Genomic DNA, 13,318 nt, shown 5'->3' with positions numbered 1-13,318 from the left:
CCTCCGCCGCGCGTCGACCTTCAGGATATACGTCGACCACGCGGCGGAAGGAAGAGCCGAATCCGACCGTCATCGAAACGACAAGCGTGCTCTCGAGCGATTCAGGAGTGGGCGACGACCTGTGCCGGTTCCTGCGGCAGGTCGACGCGGCGCGGAACCATGGTGAAATCGCCCTGTTCGACACCTCTGAGTTGGTTGACGTACTGGGTGGCGAAACCCGGGAACATGGTCGCGTTGAAGCCGTCCTCGGTGAGATACCAACTGCTGCAACCGGAATTCCAGGTCGTCTTCGCCAGTTTGCGCTGCATGTCCTCGTTGTAGGCATCCTGGACGTCCTGGCGCACATCGGCGCTGTGCAGATCTCCTTCGAGTACCAGAGAGATCGCCTCGACGATGTAGTCGATCTGCGCCTCCATGTACACCAATGCCGAACTGTGTCCCGGGCCGGAATTCGGCCCGAAGGTGAAATACATGTTCGGATAGCCCGATACTGCAATGCTCTTGTACGCCTTGGCTCCCGCGCTCCATTCGTCGGCCAGCACGCGGCTGTCGCGTCCGGTGATCGGAATGGGTGTTCCGGTGTTGGACACGTCGAACCCGGTCGCGAAGACGATGGCGTCGAACTGATGCTCGACGCCTTCCACGGTTCGAATGCCCTTGGGTGAGAGCGTCGCGATCGGCCAGGTCACCAACGTGCAGTTCGGCTTCTGCAGGGCCGGGTAGTAGTCGCTGGTCATCAGCAATCGCTTGCAGCCGGCCCGGAATCGGGGTGTCAGCTGTCGCCGCAGCCACGGATCGCGAACCTGCTGACGCAGATGCGCGCGCCCGACCAGTTCGACGATGCGCGTCAACGGGGTCTTCCACACGACACCGAGGGCAACGGACTCGTGCCCCCAGAACCACAGCGACCGCGCCAGGGCCTGCGTCTGCGGGTACCGGGCGTATCGACGCTTGGTGCCTGCCTGCACCTTTCGATTGATCCTGGGCAGCGTCCAACCCGGGGTGCGTTGGAACACCTTGACCGTATCGGCGATCTTCACCAGTTCGGGCACGATCTGTACCGCGCTCGCCCCGGTTCCCACGACCGCGACCTTCTTACCCTCGAAGTCGTAGTCGTGATCCCACCGTGCACTGTGGATCTTGTGTCCCTCGTAGGTATCGATGCCTCGAATGTTCGGCAGGCTGGCATTGGCGAGCGGCCCCGACGCCATCACCACCGTGCGCGCCCGAACATCGGGGTGCCCGTCGATGCTCACGTGCCAATGCCCGGCCGCCTCGTTCCAGATGATGTCGACTACGTTGTGTCCGAATCGAATACGCGATCCGATGTCGAACTCACGCACCATTGTGTGGATGTAATCGAGAATCTCACCACTACCGGAATAGGTGTGCGACCAGTTGGGATTGGGCGCGAAACTGTACGAATACAGCCTCGACGGTATGTCGCAGGCTGCGCCCGGGTAAGTGTTGTCGCGCCAGGTTCCACCGACGGCGCTGCCGCGTTCGAGGATCGCGACACTCTCGATTCCACTGTTGCGCAGTCGGATAGCGGTACCGATTCCGGCGAATCCCGCACCGACGATCACGGCGTCGAGTACACCTTCGCGCACATCGAAATCGCTCATGCGACGGGCTCGTAGGTCAGTTCCTTGGCCCAGGTGGGCTCGGAATTGAGAGTCTTGGTCGGGTACCGGCGAGTGAGCTTCACCAGGCCATCCGCAACGCGGTGGTATGGATGCTTGCGGTTGATGACAATGCTGCTGTGCCACTGCACGAATCGATACATCGGCACGCGGAGCGCCTCGGGGCTACGCTCCCCCACACTGCGGAATCGCTTCATCGCGGTGTAGAGCCGCTCCTCGTCGACACCCATCTCGACGATGTTGTCGCGCATCTTGTTCAGCAGTGGGATGTAGCGCAGCAATCCGACGATGAGGGCCGGGTTCATCCAAGCACCGATGGTCTCGACCACCAGCTTGCGCATCCGGGAATGCCCGAGCAATTCGATGACCGCGAAATCGACCGCCAGATGCCGAGATTCGTCGGAGTTGATCTTCTTGAACACGGCCTGACACACCGGATCGTCGATCTCGCCCATGATGAACTTCACCAGCGCGCCGTCCAGGGCCACCTCGAGCATCGGTATGACGGTGCCCAGCACGGTCAGAGACAGCCCGTCGGAATGCTTGTCGAGCCAGTCGATGACGAGCTTGACGTTGACGTTCGGCTCGGGCATCCGGTCACCGTCGAGCATGCCCCAACGACGCATGAGAGCGAGCTCGGCGTTGGCGTGCTTCTGCTCTTCCGCGTGGAAGTAGCGATAGATCTCCGCGAGAGTCTCGTTCGGTGCCTTGAGCGCCATCGCCGCGAAGCCGCGAGCGCCCACGTTCTCGATCCACATCAGATCGGACATGAAGGGCTTGAGTTTGGCGTGCAGTTCGGGGCTGATGGTCTCGGCTCCCGGGCCGTCCCAGTCGATGTCCGCCAATGCCCACTGACGGTCCTTGATCTTGGTCAACATGTCTTCGAAGTCCATTGCCATGTCAGGCTCCTGTGGTTGTCGAGGTGAGGGATTCGTTCTTCGCCGGCTGCTGCTCGGCGGGCAGCACACGATTGAGCAAGCCGAGAAAGCGCACGTACACGGCGGGCAGCAATCTCTTGAACCGCCAGACGGTTTTGGCGTCGAACTGGGGCACGACGTAGAGCCGGCCCCGGTCGAATGCATCGAGCGTTCTGGCAGCGATCTTGTCGGGAGACCGTCCGGTCCAGCGCATCGCGAACTCGGCCAGTCGGGACGAACTCGCGGTGATCCGGCCGTCGACGGCAACGTTGGTCTTGACGAAGGTGGGACACAGAACCGACACCCGCACACCGGTACCCGAGAATTCCGCCGCCATCGTTTCCGACAGGCTCATCACTGCGGCCTTGCCGACGTTGTACGGACCCATCAGCGGCGCAGCGGCGAAGCCGGCGGCGGACGCGACGTTGATGATCCCGCCCTCACCCGCGGCCCGAAGCCCGGGCGTGAACACCTCGCAGCCGTGGATCACGCCCCAGAGGTTGATTCCCAAGGCCCAGTTCCAGTCCTCGAAACCGATGTTGCCGACGGGCTTTCCGCCGATTCCGACGCCTGCGTTGTTGATGAGCACCGTGGTGGGTCCGTCGAACTCGATACTTGCACGCAGGGCCAGTTCCTCGACGTTCTCGCGGATCGACACATCGCACTCGACGGCGTATCCGGTGCCGCCGAGGGCGTTCACCATCGCGACGGCCTCCTGCGCTCGCGGCAACGAGATGTCGGCGCACATGACGGCTCCTCCACGTCGAGCCAGTTCCAATGCGAACGCCCGGCCGATGCCGCTGCCTGCGCCGGTCACTACCGCTCTCGACCCGTACGAGGGTCTTCCGGTCTTGCTTCTCATCGACATACCTGTTCCTTCGAATTATGTTGTAGGGCTTGATTATCGAGCGCATACGCGATGAATGCGGATGCATGCTCTAGTGCTCGGTCGGCCTCGGGGATCAACCTCGGGAGAGCTTGGAACACGTGCATCTGATCGGGCCAGATTTCGAGTTCGCTCTCTCCGCCGGCCGCGTCGATCATGGAGTGCAGGTGTCGCGCATCGCCCCTGAGCATCTCGGCTCCGCCCACCTGGATCAGCGTCGGTGGCAGCTCTCGCACACGTCCGAGATCGAGCCGGAGACGCGGGAGATCCGCATCGTGGCCGTCGGTGTACAGCGCCACGAGTCCTCGCGCTGCCTTCGCCGAAATCATCGGGTCCTTGCGCGTGCGTTCCATGCGCGCCGATAGCTCGAAGTCGAGATCGATCAACGGCGAGAACAACACCAATGCTCCCGGCTGCGGCGTCCCGGTTCGGTCGTTCTCGATGATCAGGTCAGCGGCCAGGTGTCCGCCGGCAGAGTCCCCGGCGATGACGATGTTCGATGCGTCGTACCCCTGGCCCAGCAGCCAGCGGTACGCGGCTTCGAGGTCGTCGGCTGCGGCGGGAAATGGGTGTTCCGGGGCGAGCCGGTAGTCGACCGTGAACACCGGCAGGCTCGTCGCCCTGGACAATCGTGCGGTGAGACCACGGTGCGTCCGCGCCGAGCAGATGACGTATGCACTGCCGTGGATGTAGAGGATCACGCGTGGCCCCGGCGACAGGCCGGGTGCTCGCACCCACTCACCGCGAACCGGGCCTTCGGCCAGGAGGTCCACTGCCGTTCCTTTCGGGACCGGACCGCACAGGTTCATCGAGGTGGCGACGAGGCGTCGAGAGAACTCGATGCCGCCGCGTGAGGTCGGCAGCAGGTTCGTCATCGGACGCAGAATCAGCCGAGTCATCAAGGCAGCCAGACGGGTTCGCCGAGACCCGGCCCTGAACGCGCCGCGAGGCAGGTAGTCGTCGTCGGTGGTCGGAGTCACGTCATCACCCTCACCCGCTATTCGCCATTTGTCAATGGCCTATTATTTAGTGGCGAAGTGTGCGACAGTGGCGTCCAACACCGAAAGCGCAAGGGAGCGAGCACACGTGACGATGTTCAGGAGTAATCCACCGGCGGAACTGGATGCGTCTGCCATCGGTCCCGAGGACAGGATCTTCGAGTTGGAGATCGCCGAGGTGACCCTCGAGACCGAAGATGCGATCTCCCTCGGCTTTCTGGTTCCCGAGCATCGGGAAGCGCAGTTTCGGTACGAGCCGGGACAATTCCTCACCCTGGAGATTCCGTGCACGGACGGCGGATCGGTGGCCCGGTGCTACTCCTTCTCCAGCTCTCCGGTCCGGGACCCGTTCCCCACTGTGACCGTCAAGCGCATTCAGGACGGTCTGGCATCACACTGGTTGCACGACAACGCTGTTCGTGGGATGCGACTCAAGGCGCTGAAGCCGTCGGGCATGTTCGGACCCAAGAGCTGGGACGACCATTTCGTCCTGCTGGCCGCCGGCAGCGGCATCACCCCGATCATGTCGATACTCGAGACCGCCCTGGTGCAGCACGAGAATCGGATCACCCTCGTCTACGCCAACCAGAATCGCGACTCGGTGATCTTCGCAGAGCGACTGACCGAACTGCGGTCTCGCTTTCCCGAACGACTGAACGTTCACCATTGGTACACCTCGGAATCGGGGTTGCCCACCGCTGCGGGACTGGCTTCGCTGGGTGCGAACATTCCGGCCGAGTGCGAGGTCTTCCTCTGCGGCCCAGCGCAGTACATGAACGTCGCCGAGGAGTGGCTCGCCCGGACCGGCACGGTGGCGCACAGAACCCATCGCGAGGTGTTCTCCTCCTTCGACTCGAATCCGTTTCGGCCCGGCGACGCGACGATTTCCGACGAACCGGGCGCGAACTCCATCACCGCTCAGGTCGAGATCGACGGAATGGAGACCGAGTTCACCTGGAATACAGACACGAAGCTGCTCGACCGACTCCTCGAGTTGGGTCTCGACCCGCCGTACGTATGCCGCGAAGGAACCTGCGGCGGTTGTGCGTACACCCTCACCGAGGGCACGGTGAACATGCTCGCCAACGAGACGCTCGACGAACACGAACTGCAGCACGGCGTCCGACTGGCCTGCCAGTCCGTGCCCGATTCCACGAGCGTTCGTGCGGTGTTCGACCGCTGATCCCGGAGGAGGGCGCTCAGCCCTCGAGCGTCAACGAATGCGGCTTCGAGGCGAACGCCGCGGCGGAGCCGGAGGCTCGTGCAATCCCCGCGATACCGCCCCAGACCATCATGGTGAGGTAGTCGATGAGCTCGTCGACCGTCATGGTCCGGTCGAACATCCACCAGTGCGACGCCAACCGGACCGCACCGATCATGGCGAAAGCGAAGGGCGTCGAGCCGGCCGTCGAGAACTCCCGCTCTCGAAATCTGTCGGCGATGACGGTCGTCAGCAACTCTGCGATCAGTTCTTCCGATGCGGTGACGATGTCCTGGTTGCCACCGACCGCATTGTTCGCGTGCACGTAGATGTAGATCTCGGGATCGGTGGCGACCGTCGTGACATAGGCAGTGATCACGGCACGGGTGAGGTGATATTCGTCGAGATCCTCGGAGATCGCGTCCCGGATCCGAGGCACCAGTGCAGTCTCGACGTATCGCGCCATCGCGGCGTTCGCGAGCCCCTTCTTGTCGGCGAAGTGTTTGTACAGAACAGTTTTCGAGACGTGGTTCGCCGCGGCGATCTCGTCCATCCCGATGTCGTGCCCATGCCGACGAATGGCGGCCAGTGTGCAATCGAGTAGTTCACGGCGCCGAGTGATCCGGTGATCGTGCCACCGATGGCTTCGCCCGTCGACCTTCTCCGGCACGGTCACGCCGAGCGCGAGACGGTTCGTGATCCCCTCAACAGAATCGAGGCCACCAACTCCGGATCGTCCGACATCGGAACGTGCCCGAGCCCCGAGTAGGTGCGAACTTCTGCCTGCGGAAACGTTCGACGCACCAGCGGTGCCTGATATACCGGCAACACCAGGTCCCGGCGTCCCCACGCGACGGTGACAGGAACGGACTCGTCGACCGGAACGCTGAAGCGCGGCACTGCGTTTCCGGCCGCGTCGATCGCACGATTGGTAGTGATGCTGAGCGCGTCGATCGTGGCCGTTGCCGCGGGAACTCGCCACGGCTTGGCGTAGAAGACAGCGTTGGCGATCGTGCGTCCCACGACCGAACGCATGACGGTCGGTGCGATCGGGCTCATCACTCGAGACAACGCCCGCAACAGACGGAACACGAAGAGCGCCCGAGTCTGATCCCAGTGTCCGCGAAAGAAACCGGCCGGTGACAGGGCGGTCGCCGAGGCGACCGACCCGCGGGCAGCAAGTTCCATCGCGAAGTATCCACCCAACGAATTACCGGCCACGTGCGGCTTCTCGCCGTCCACCGCAACGTAGTCGAGAAATCGCTCCAACTCGGCCACGATCCACGGACCCAGGTCGAATTCCTCGGTGGGCAAGTCCGGTGACGCGCCGTGGCCGGGCAGGTCCACCGTCACCACTCGTCGATGCCGCGCCAGTATGTCGACGACACTGTCCCACGCATGTTGTCTGTGCACGATGCCGTGAATGAGCACCAATGTAGGGCCCTCACCCCGGATGGTGTGCGCGAGGGTCAGACCGTCGATGTCGGAAGTCATTGCGTGCCGACCTTTCTCGGCCAGATGCGGTACACGGGCGCGATATCCGCCCCCGCCACACGGGCGTTGTCCGCTCGGCCGAACGTCATCGATTCCGTCAGATCGTCGAATCGTGCGTCGATCCTGTCGAGAATGTAGTTCTGCCGCACCGACCAGGGACGTTCGGTCCCCGATTTGGGTAGCTCGTTCAAGGAACGCGTGACGTATCCGGAGGCGAGGTCGACGACCGGACGAGAGTCCACGGCCTTGCCCTGTCGGTCCGGGATCGCATGGGTGTAGCCGTGAGACCGCATGTACACCAACAGTTTGGCTACTGCCTGCGCCGTCATGTCGGCCTTGAGCGTCCACGATGCATTCGTGTACCCGATGGACCATGCAACGTTGGGTACGTCCTCGAGCATGTGACCCTTGTAGACGAACTTGTCGTGCACCTCGAGCCGCTCACCGTCCAGAGACAATTCGATACCCCCGGAACGCCTGGAGCTTCAATCCGGTTGCGGTGACGATGATGTCGGCGGGGATCTCGTCACCAGATTCCAACCGGATCCCGTCGGCGGTGATCTCGGCTATCCGGTCGGTCACCACGGTCGCGCGGCCGGAGCGAATGGCCTTGAAGAGATCGCCGTCCGGCACGACGCACAGCCGCTGGTCCCACGGGGCATACGTCGGCTTGAAGTGCTTGTCGACGTCGTATCCACGCGGAAGCTGCGCCTTCGTCATCGCCCTGAACACCCTGCGGGCCGTCTTCGGCGCACGTCGACACAGCTGATACGAGCCGACCATCAACAGTGCATTGCGCCACCGCAGTGCACTGTGCGCGAGGGAGTCCGGCAGCACACGCTGAGTGAGGGTGGTGAACGGATCGGTCATCGGCAGGGACGCAATGTACGTGGGAGAACGCTGCAGCATCGTCACCGACGCAGCATCGACCGCGAGCGAAGGCACCAAAGTGATTGCCGTCGCGCCACTTCCGATGACAACGACCCGCTTACCGGTGTGGTCGAGACCTTCCGGCCACTGCTGGGGATGCACCACCTGCCCGGTGAACTTCTCCATCCCGGGAAGGTCAGGGGTGTACCCACCCGAGTAGTCGAAGTATCCGGTACACAAGAACACGAATCGACTTCGATACGTTCGCGGAACGCCGTCGGACAGCGTGTCGACGGTCCATAGGTCGGTCGACGAATCCCAGTTCGCCGCAACGACGGAGGTAGAGAAGTGCGTGCGCTCGTCTATGCCGTTGGTGTGAGCGGTATCGACGATGTAGTTGCGAATGTCTTCGCCATGGGCAAGCAGAGTGTTTCCCTGCCAAGGCGTGTGCGGAAACGAGAACGTGAAGATATCGCTGTCCGAACGAATTCCCGGGTACCGGAACAGGTCCCAGGTACCGCCTGCTCGCTCGCGCCCTTCGAGGATCGCGTAGCTGAGCTCCGGTGCTATCTCCTGCAAGCGATACGCGGCTCCGACTCCCGAAATACCCGCACCGACGATGAGCACATCCCTGAAGTTGTCGTGGGTCGAACCGTCGACCTCGGGCCAGGTATCTGCATTCATCGACGCGCCTCGCTGTCTCACCGAACACCATCGCCCGGACGCCGACCGAGCAGCGACACCGCGACTAACATCACATAATGTGCCATTGACTGGTGGCGGTGTCAATGGCAGCCTTCAGCACATCACAGACAGGAGCTGTCATGAACCGCACTCTCTTCGTTGGGTGCACGCCCAACGCAACCGGAACCAGTAGCCGATGACTCCCGTGGCGGTCGGGGCTGCGGGAGTCATCGCGCTGATCCTGCTCACGTCGAGAGGGTCGGGACTGGACTTCGACCGGCGCTCGTTGTCGACGGCCTACTCAGCACGTGCGACGCGCGCACGCCGTCGAACGTGGTGGCCGCGTTCGACGAAGTAGTCACAGCACGCCGAGCAGCACAAATACGGCTACTCGTCGTAGTGACCCGAAACACCCGTGGTCGGACGTATGTTTCGGACCGTCGAGTTCGACTCATACTTACCGGCGTCGTCCGCGACGTCACCGCTCCGGTTTCCGGAGACGACCTACACGAAAGAGGGATACCGATGGCCGACTTCATCGACAAGGCTCAGCACAAGGCAGAAGAACTGGCCGGGACTGCGAAGGAGAAGGCCGGTGAGGCCACCGGTGACGACAGCCTTCGCGCCGAAGGGGCCACCGACCAGGCCAAGGCCAACACTCAACAGGCTGCCGACAAGGTTTCCGACGCCGCCGAGAGCGTTGCCGACTCCGCGGCCGGCGCTGCCAAGCAGGCCAAGCACGCAGCTGCAGACGTAGCCGACAAGGCAGCCGAGACCGCCTCAGACGTCAAGAGCACCGTCCAGGACAAGGTCGAGAACGTCGACGTCGACGACGTGAAGGAGAAGGCCTCCCAGGTCGCCGACAAGGCAGCCGAGAAGGCTTCCGCCGTCGCCGACGACGTGAAGACCACGGTCCGCAACATCGACAGCGAGGATGTGGCCGAGGCCGCGAAGGTCGGCACTCCGATCATCGCCGCCATCGCAGCCGCCGCCGGTGCCGTCGCATTCGTGCTGATCCGTCGACGCAACCGTCGCCGCAGCGCTGCACACCTGTTCGTTCCGTCGAAGCGCACCACCCGCAAGCTCGCCAAGAAGGCGCGTAAGCACAGCTTCTGAAGGTGATCACCCGGAAAGCCCCGCCTCGTTTTCAGGCGGGGCTTTCGCTCGTTCTACAGCGGTTTCAGCGCCCGGCTGGGCACCCAATGTGTGACGGTTTCGCTCCGGTCTCGCGACATCAGTTCGTAGGTGACGCGACCCAACCAATCGCCGTCGACGGTGATGGACCATTCGACCAGATCCCCCGGGACCACGCGTCGGACATCGAAGCCTTCCGGATTGAACTTCGACGCGTGATGCGGTGGTAGCGGGTAGAGGACGTTCAGATCGATCCACACCTTGAGTGGTGGTCTGAGCATCTTGAACGGACGCACGGCAGACGCGGGACGAGGTTGAGCGCGTCGTGCCATCGTTCGATCATACGTTCGATTCGAATGTAGTCCTACCCATCCCCGCAACGAGAAACGGCCACCCGCACACGAGGTGCGGATGGCCGTCTTCGATCAGGATGAATCAGATGCCGAGCGATCCTGCCAGGAACGGCCAGGACTTGTGCAGGTCGTCCTGCCAGTAGCCCCAGGAGTGGTTGCCGACCGGACGGAAGTCGACAGTTGCCGGGATTCCCAGCTGGTCGAGACGCTTGGCCAGGTTGGACGTGCAGAAGTTGGTGGCCAGCTCGATGCCGCCGCCGACGATGACCTGGTTGGCGAGCGTCGCCGGGTCGTTCTTCAGTCGCGGGTTGGCGAAGGTGTCGTTCGGGATGCCGGGCAGTCCGCTGCCGGTGCTCATGTAGATCTGGGTGCCGCGCAGCTTCTCGGCGTTGAGCAGCGGATCGTTCTCGCGCCACACGGGGCCGTCGAGCGGGCCCCACATGTTCTCGACGTTTCCGCCGCCGTACGTCTCGACGACGAGCTTGACGAACTGCTGACCGATCGGGTCCGAGGTCTGCGCGCAACCGCTGTATGCCGCGACACCGGTGAACTTGCCGGGGTACTTGATTGCGATGTTGAGAACCGACGTGCCCGTCATGGACAACGCTGCCAGCGACTGGCGACCGTTGGTGTCGAACTGCGCATCGATCAGCGGAGGCAGTTCTTCACCGAGGAAGGTGCTCCACTTGTTGCTGCCGAGCTTCGGATCGTCCTGCAGCCAGTCGGTGTAGTAGGACCACTTGCCCTTCTGCGGAGTCACGATGTAGGCGTTCTTGTCCGACAGGAAGGCCTCGGCGTCGGTCTGCGACTGCCACGATGCCGCATCCTCGCCGCCACCTGCACCGTTGAGCAGGTACAGCACCGGACGCGACACGCTCTCGTCGGCGGGGCGCTGCACCGTCACCGGAATGGTGCGGTTCATCGACGCGGAGTACACCTGGAGCTGAACCTGGCGGCCGTCGAGGGTGTTCACCGATTCGATTCGCGAGCCGTTGCTCGACTGAGTCGTTGCGGCGGGCAGTTCGTCCGCGGACGCGACGGGCGTCATCAGCGCGGTCGGAAGAATCGCCACTGCGAGGGCGACGGCCGCAGCCGAACCGAATCGCTGGAAGCCGTGTCGTCGAGATCGTGGCACGCTGTTTCACCTTTTCGTCGAGTTACACCGGTCGAGTTTCTACATCGGCCGAAGATGAGGTGACGTTACCTCGAGCAAACGTCCCGAGCGTTATGGACCGGACGAATCCGAGACGCGATCGTGATGCTCGCGCTCGGCCCTCGAACCGAGGACGAGACACACCAGGATGACGATCATCGCTACGACAACGCCGACGGGAAGTGGCGAATACAACCAGACAATGGGCGGCACATAGTCGTCGGATGTCCCATCCGTCCAACCGAACACCCGCGGCGGCACCGGTGCCGACACCGAGAACAGCGTCAGTGCGAACGGTACGAGCGGACCGATGGTCGACGCCACCGTGCGCGTCGCTCGTGCCGATCCGACGAGCAATCCGACAGCGATGGGATGCAGCACGCAATAGCACACAGCCCCAACGGTATTGATCGAGTCGTCTCCGATGGGCAGTAGACCGGTGGCCGTCACAACGGTCAGCAGTGCACACGCGGCCGTGGTGAGATCGCGTCGCAGGCCCACTCCCACCGCTCCGGCGAACAACACCGCGGCCACGACGAGTACCCACCACGACGCGTCGCCCCACCCGAGCGCATTGACTCCCGACGCCGCTATCGCCAAGCCCGACATCACGTATCGGCCGTCGAGGCCACCGAGGTCGAACGCAACACCGTATGCCACCAAGACGGCGATCGCGACGGCGAAAATCCACGTGCTCGCCGTCGACGTCGTATTGCCCAGATAGATGTAGACCACCAGACAGACGAATCCCAGCACGAGAGCGGCTACTGCGTCGGAGGTTTCGAATCGGCCCACGGATGCCCGCCGGACGGCCACGAGCAGCACGATAGTGGTTGCGAGAAGGAGGAGTAGCGGGACCGTGGATTCCACCAGATACGGCCCCAGCCCGTCCATCCACCGACCCTCACGCGGTCCGCGTAGCCGGGAGATCGCGCTGTAGAACAACATCGAGCCCAGCAGTCCTACTGCAAGGCCGCCCGACGGGAGCCTGCGTCCACCGGCGATGAATCCGCAGATGCCGACCAGAGCGCCGGCACCGAGCGCATTGGTCGTCACCGCTTGATTGGCCGCGATCGGCACGAAGGACGGCAGTGCCACCAGCAGGGAGCCGAGAACGGTTGCTAAGGCAGCCGATATCCGGGGGCGACGGCGATGGACCATCACGAGCACGAGCACCGCCATCAAAACAGTGATAGAGCCAGCCCATTGCGCGGTGACGAACGCTCCGTACCACTTCCCCGTCGACTCGATATGGAACACATCCTGGCCGAGGGATTCACGAATCGAATATCCGGCCACGAATCCGCCGATGGCCGTGACCACTACGGGCAAGACGCGATCCGCTGCAATCACGCGTTCAATGTAGAGGGCTTCCCAATCGACGGCCATGTGTGGTCTATTCGACGCGAACCCAACGTCAGGAGTGCGCCATGTTTCGTCGTATCGCCGTCACGGTTGCTGTCGTCGCAGGTGCCGCCGCACTCGGAGTCGGTACCGCCGACGCCGACGAATGGCCCGTCGCGCCGCCGTACCCGAGCCCGACTGCTCCGCAGGACGTCACCGGAGTGTTCCTCACTCCTCAGGACCCGGACTACTGGAATCCCTTCGTCAGCGAGAATCGATTGACCTCGCCCTACGGCAACAGCACTCGCATCGTCTGCACCGGAATCCATGGCGTACTGCTGGAGTGCTGGCAGGCCGACTCGAACGGCAACCCGCACAAGCTCATTCCGCTGAGTATGGACTACCCGGGTTCGACGGGTCATTTGCTACCCGGCGGCGGTCCAGGGCACTTCGTCTATCCCGGTTACATCCCCGGCATCGGCTGACCCTGTCGACACCGCCGGCAACTGATCTGAGTGTCCACAATTCGCCCTCGAAAGCGGGATTCGGGCTGTTGCGATTTGAGCTGGTTCGGTGTGCTGCGTGTTGAGTGGTGGCTGGTGTGGTCGGCTGAGAGAATGTGTTGGTGGCCAAAGGGTATC

The 13,318-nt window shown here is 63.1% G+C and carries 11 protein-coding genes and 2 pseudogenes; 3 read left to right on the top strand and 10 right to left on the bottom strand.

What is annotated here, in order from left to right; translation table 11 throughout:
* Nucleotides 1-101: 101 nt before the first annotated feature.
* The 4 genes from AB0P23_RS15875 to AB0P23_RS15860 are packed head-to-tail and all read right to left on the bottom strand — an operon-like array spanning nucleotide 102 to nucleotide 4,426.
* Nucleotides 102-1,625, bottom strand: coding sequence for an NAD(P)/FAD-dependent oxidoreductase (locus tag AB0P23_RS15875; RefSeq protein ID WP_363798183.1), 1,524 nt, complete (start codon nucleotides 1,623-1,625; stop codon nucleotides 102-104).
* Complete coding sequence (locus AB0P23_RS15870) at nucleotides 1,622-2,542, bottom strand: ferritin-like domain-containing protein (protein WP_363798180.1); 921 nt, start codon at nucleotides 2,540-2,542, stop codon at nucleotides 1,622-1,624. Before AB0P23_RS15870 ends, AB0P23_RS15875 begins: the two co-directional genes overlap by 4 nt.
* A gap of 1 nt (nucleotide 2,543) precedes the next feature.
* The gene (locus tag AB0P23_RS15865; protein ID WP_032400365.1) at nucleotides 2,544-3,422 is read right to left on the bottom strand and encodes an SDR family NAD(P)-dependent oxidoreductase; all 879 of its coding nucleotides are present in this window, start codon (nucleotides 3,420-3,422) and stop codon (nucleotides 2,544-2,546) included.
* On the bottom strand, nucleotides 3,419-4,426 hold the full coding sequence (locus AB0P23_RS15860) for an alpha/beta hydrolase (protein WP_363798178.1): 1,008 nt from the start codon (nucleotides 4,424-4,426) through the stop codon (nucleotides 3,419-3,421). Before AB0P23_RS15860 ends, AB0P23_RS15865 begins: the two co-directional genes overlap by 4 nt.
* A 112-nt stretch (nucleotides 4,427-4,538) precedes the next feature.
* Between AB0P23_RS15860 and AB0P23_RS15855 the strand changes: the two genes are divergently transcribed.
* Nucleotides 4,539-5,627: a 2Fe-2S iron-sulfur cluster-binding protein gene (locus AB0P23_RS15855; protein WP_052061506.1), complete on the top strand. Its 1,089-nt coding sequence runs from the start codon at nucleotides 4,539-4,541 to the stop codon at nucleotides 5,625-5,627.
* A 16-nt stretch (nucleotides 5,628-5,643) separates the two neighbouring features.
* On the opposite strand, the gene AB0P23_RS15850 is transcribed toward AB0P23_RS15855, so the two are convergent.
* The 3 genes and pseudogenes from AB0P23_RS15850 to AB0P23_RS15840 form a co-directional block, all read right to left on the bottom strand.
* Entirely contained in the window at nucleotides 5,644-6,321 is a 678-nt protein-coding gene (locus tag AB0P23_RS15850; RefSeq protein WP_206497730.1) for a TetR/AcrR family transcriptional regulator, read from the bottom strand.
* Nucleotides 6,318-7,139: an alpha/beta fold hydrolase gene (locus AB0P23_RS15845; protein ID WP_230593457.1), complete on the bottom strand. Its 822-nt coding sequence runs from the start codon at nucleotides 7,137-7,139 to the stop codon at nucleotides 6,318-6,320. Before AB0P23_RS15845 ends, AB0P23_RS15850 begins: the two co-directional genes overlap by 4 nt.
* A pseudogene (locus AB0P23_RS15840) lies at nucleotides 7,136-8,693 on the bottom strand (NAD(P)/FAD-dependent oxidoreductase). The gene AB0P23_RS15845 and the pseudogene AB0P23_RS15840 overlap by 4 nt, the downstream one beginning before the upstream one ends.
* 525 nt (nucleotides 8,694-9,218) lie before the next feature.
* Between AB0P23_RS15840 and AB0P23_RS15835 the strand changes: the two are divergent.
* A pseudogene (locus AB0P23_RS15835) lies at nucleotides 9,219-9,401 on the top strand (CsbD family protein); the annotation flags it as partial.
* Between the two features lie 461 nt (nucleotides 9,402-9,862).
* On the opposite strand, the gene AB0P23_RS15830 reads toward AB0P23_RS15835, so the two are convergent.
* The 3 genes from AB0P23_RS15830 to AB0P23_RS15820 all read right to left on the bottom strand — a co-directional run bounded on the left by AB0P23_RS15830 (nucleotide 9,863) and on the right by AB0P23_RS15820 (nucleotide 12,686).
* Nucleotides 9,863-10,159: a hypothetical protein gene (locus AB0P23_RS15830; RefSeq protein WP_027495602.1), complete on the bottom strand. Its 297-nt coding sequence runs from the start codon at nucleotides 10,157-10,159 to the stop codon at nucleotides 9,863-9,865.
* Between the two features lie 103 nt (nucleotides 10,160-10,262).
* The gene (locus AB0P23_RS15825; RefSeq protein ID WP_205914390.1) at nucleotides 10,263-11,228 is read right to left on the bottom strand and encodes an alpha/beta hydrolase family protein; all 966 of its coding nucleotides are present in this window, start codon (nucleotides 11,226-11,228) and stop codon (nucleotides 10,263-10,265) included.
* Nucleotides 11,229-11,405: 177 nt separating this feature from the next.
* Nucleotides 11,406-12,686 (bottom strand): hypothetical protein, encoded by a 1,281-nt coding sequence (locus tag AB0P23_RS15820; RefSeq protein ID WP_155288689.1) that lies wholly within the window; start codon nucleotides 12,684-12,686, stop codon nucleotides 11,406-11,408.
* A 77-nt stretch (nucleotides 12,687-12,763) separates the two neighbouring features.
* Here AB0P23_RS15820 and AB0P23_RS15815 point away from each other — a divergent pair, with 77 nt between their 5' ends.
* Nucleotides 12,764-13,162 carry a hypothetical protein gene (locus AB0P23_RS15815; RefSeq protein ID WP_363798174.1) on the top strand — a complete coding sequence of 133 codons (399 nt, stop codon included), beginning with the start codon at nucleotides 12,764-12,766 and terminating at the stop codon, nucleotides 13,160-13,162.
* The last annotated feature ends 156 nt before the right edge of the window (nucleotides 13,163-13,318 follow it).

The sequence above is a fragment of the Rhodococcus sp. NPDC077669 genome, assembly GCF_040686915.1.
Taxonomy (GTDB): Bacteria; Actinomycetota; Actinomycetes; order Mycobacteriales; family Mycobacteriaceae; genus Rhodococcoides; species Rhodococcoides fascians.
The sequence above is the reverse complement of the archived record's forward strand: the minus strand, read 5'-3'. Positions and strand labels throughout refer to the sequence as shown.

Excerpts from the sequence above, each read along its gene's own strand:
- AB0P23_RS15875 (WP_363798183.1), bottom strand. The coding sequence starts at position 1,625 with ATGAGCGATTTCGATGTGCGCGAAGGTGTACTCGACGCCGTGATCGTC.
- AB0P23_RS15870 (WP_363798180.1), bottom strand. The coding sequence starts at position 2,542 with ATGGCAATGGACTTCGAAGACATGTTGACCAAGATCAAGGACCGTCAG.
- AB0P23_RS15865 (WP_032400365.1), bottom strand. The coding sequence starts at position 3,422 with ATGAGAAGCAAGACCGGAAGACCCTCGTACGGGTCGAGAGCGGTAGTG.
- AB0P23_RS15855 (WP_052061506.1), top strand. The coding sequence starts at position 4,539 with ATGTTCAGGAGTAATCCACCGGCGGAACTGGATGCGTCTGCCATCGGT.
- AB0P23_RS15845 (WP_230593457.1), bottom strand. The coding sequence starts at position 7,139 with ATGACTTCCGACATCGACGGTCTGACCCTCGCGCACACCATCCGGGGT.
- AB0P23_RS15830 (WP_027495602.1), bottom strand. The coding sequence starts at position 10,159 with ATGGCACGACGCGCTCAACCTCGTCCCGCGTCTGCCGTGCGTCCGTTC.
- AB0P23_RS15825 (WP_205914390.1), bottom strand. The coding sequence starts at position 11,228 with ATGACGCCCGTCGCGTCCGCGGACGAACTGCCCGCCGCAACGACTCAG.
- AB0P23_RS15815 (WP_363798174.1), top strand. The coding sequence starts at position 12,764 with ATGTTTCGTCGTATCGCCGTCACGGTTGCTGTCGTCGCAGGTGCCGCC.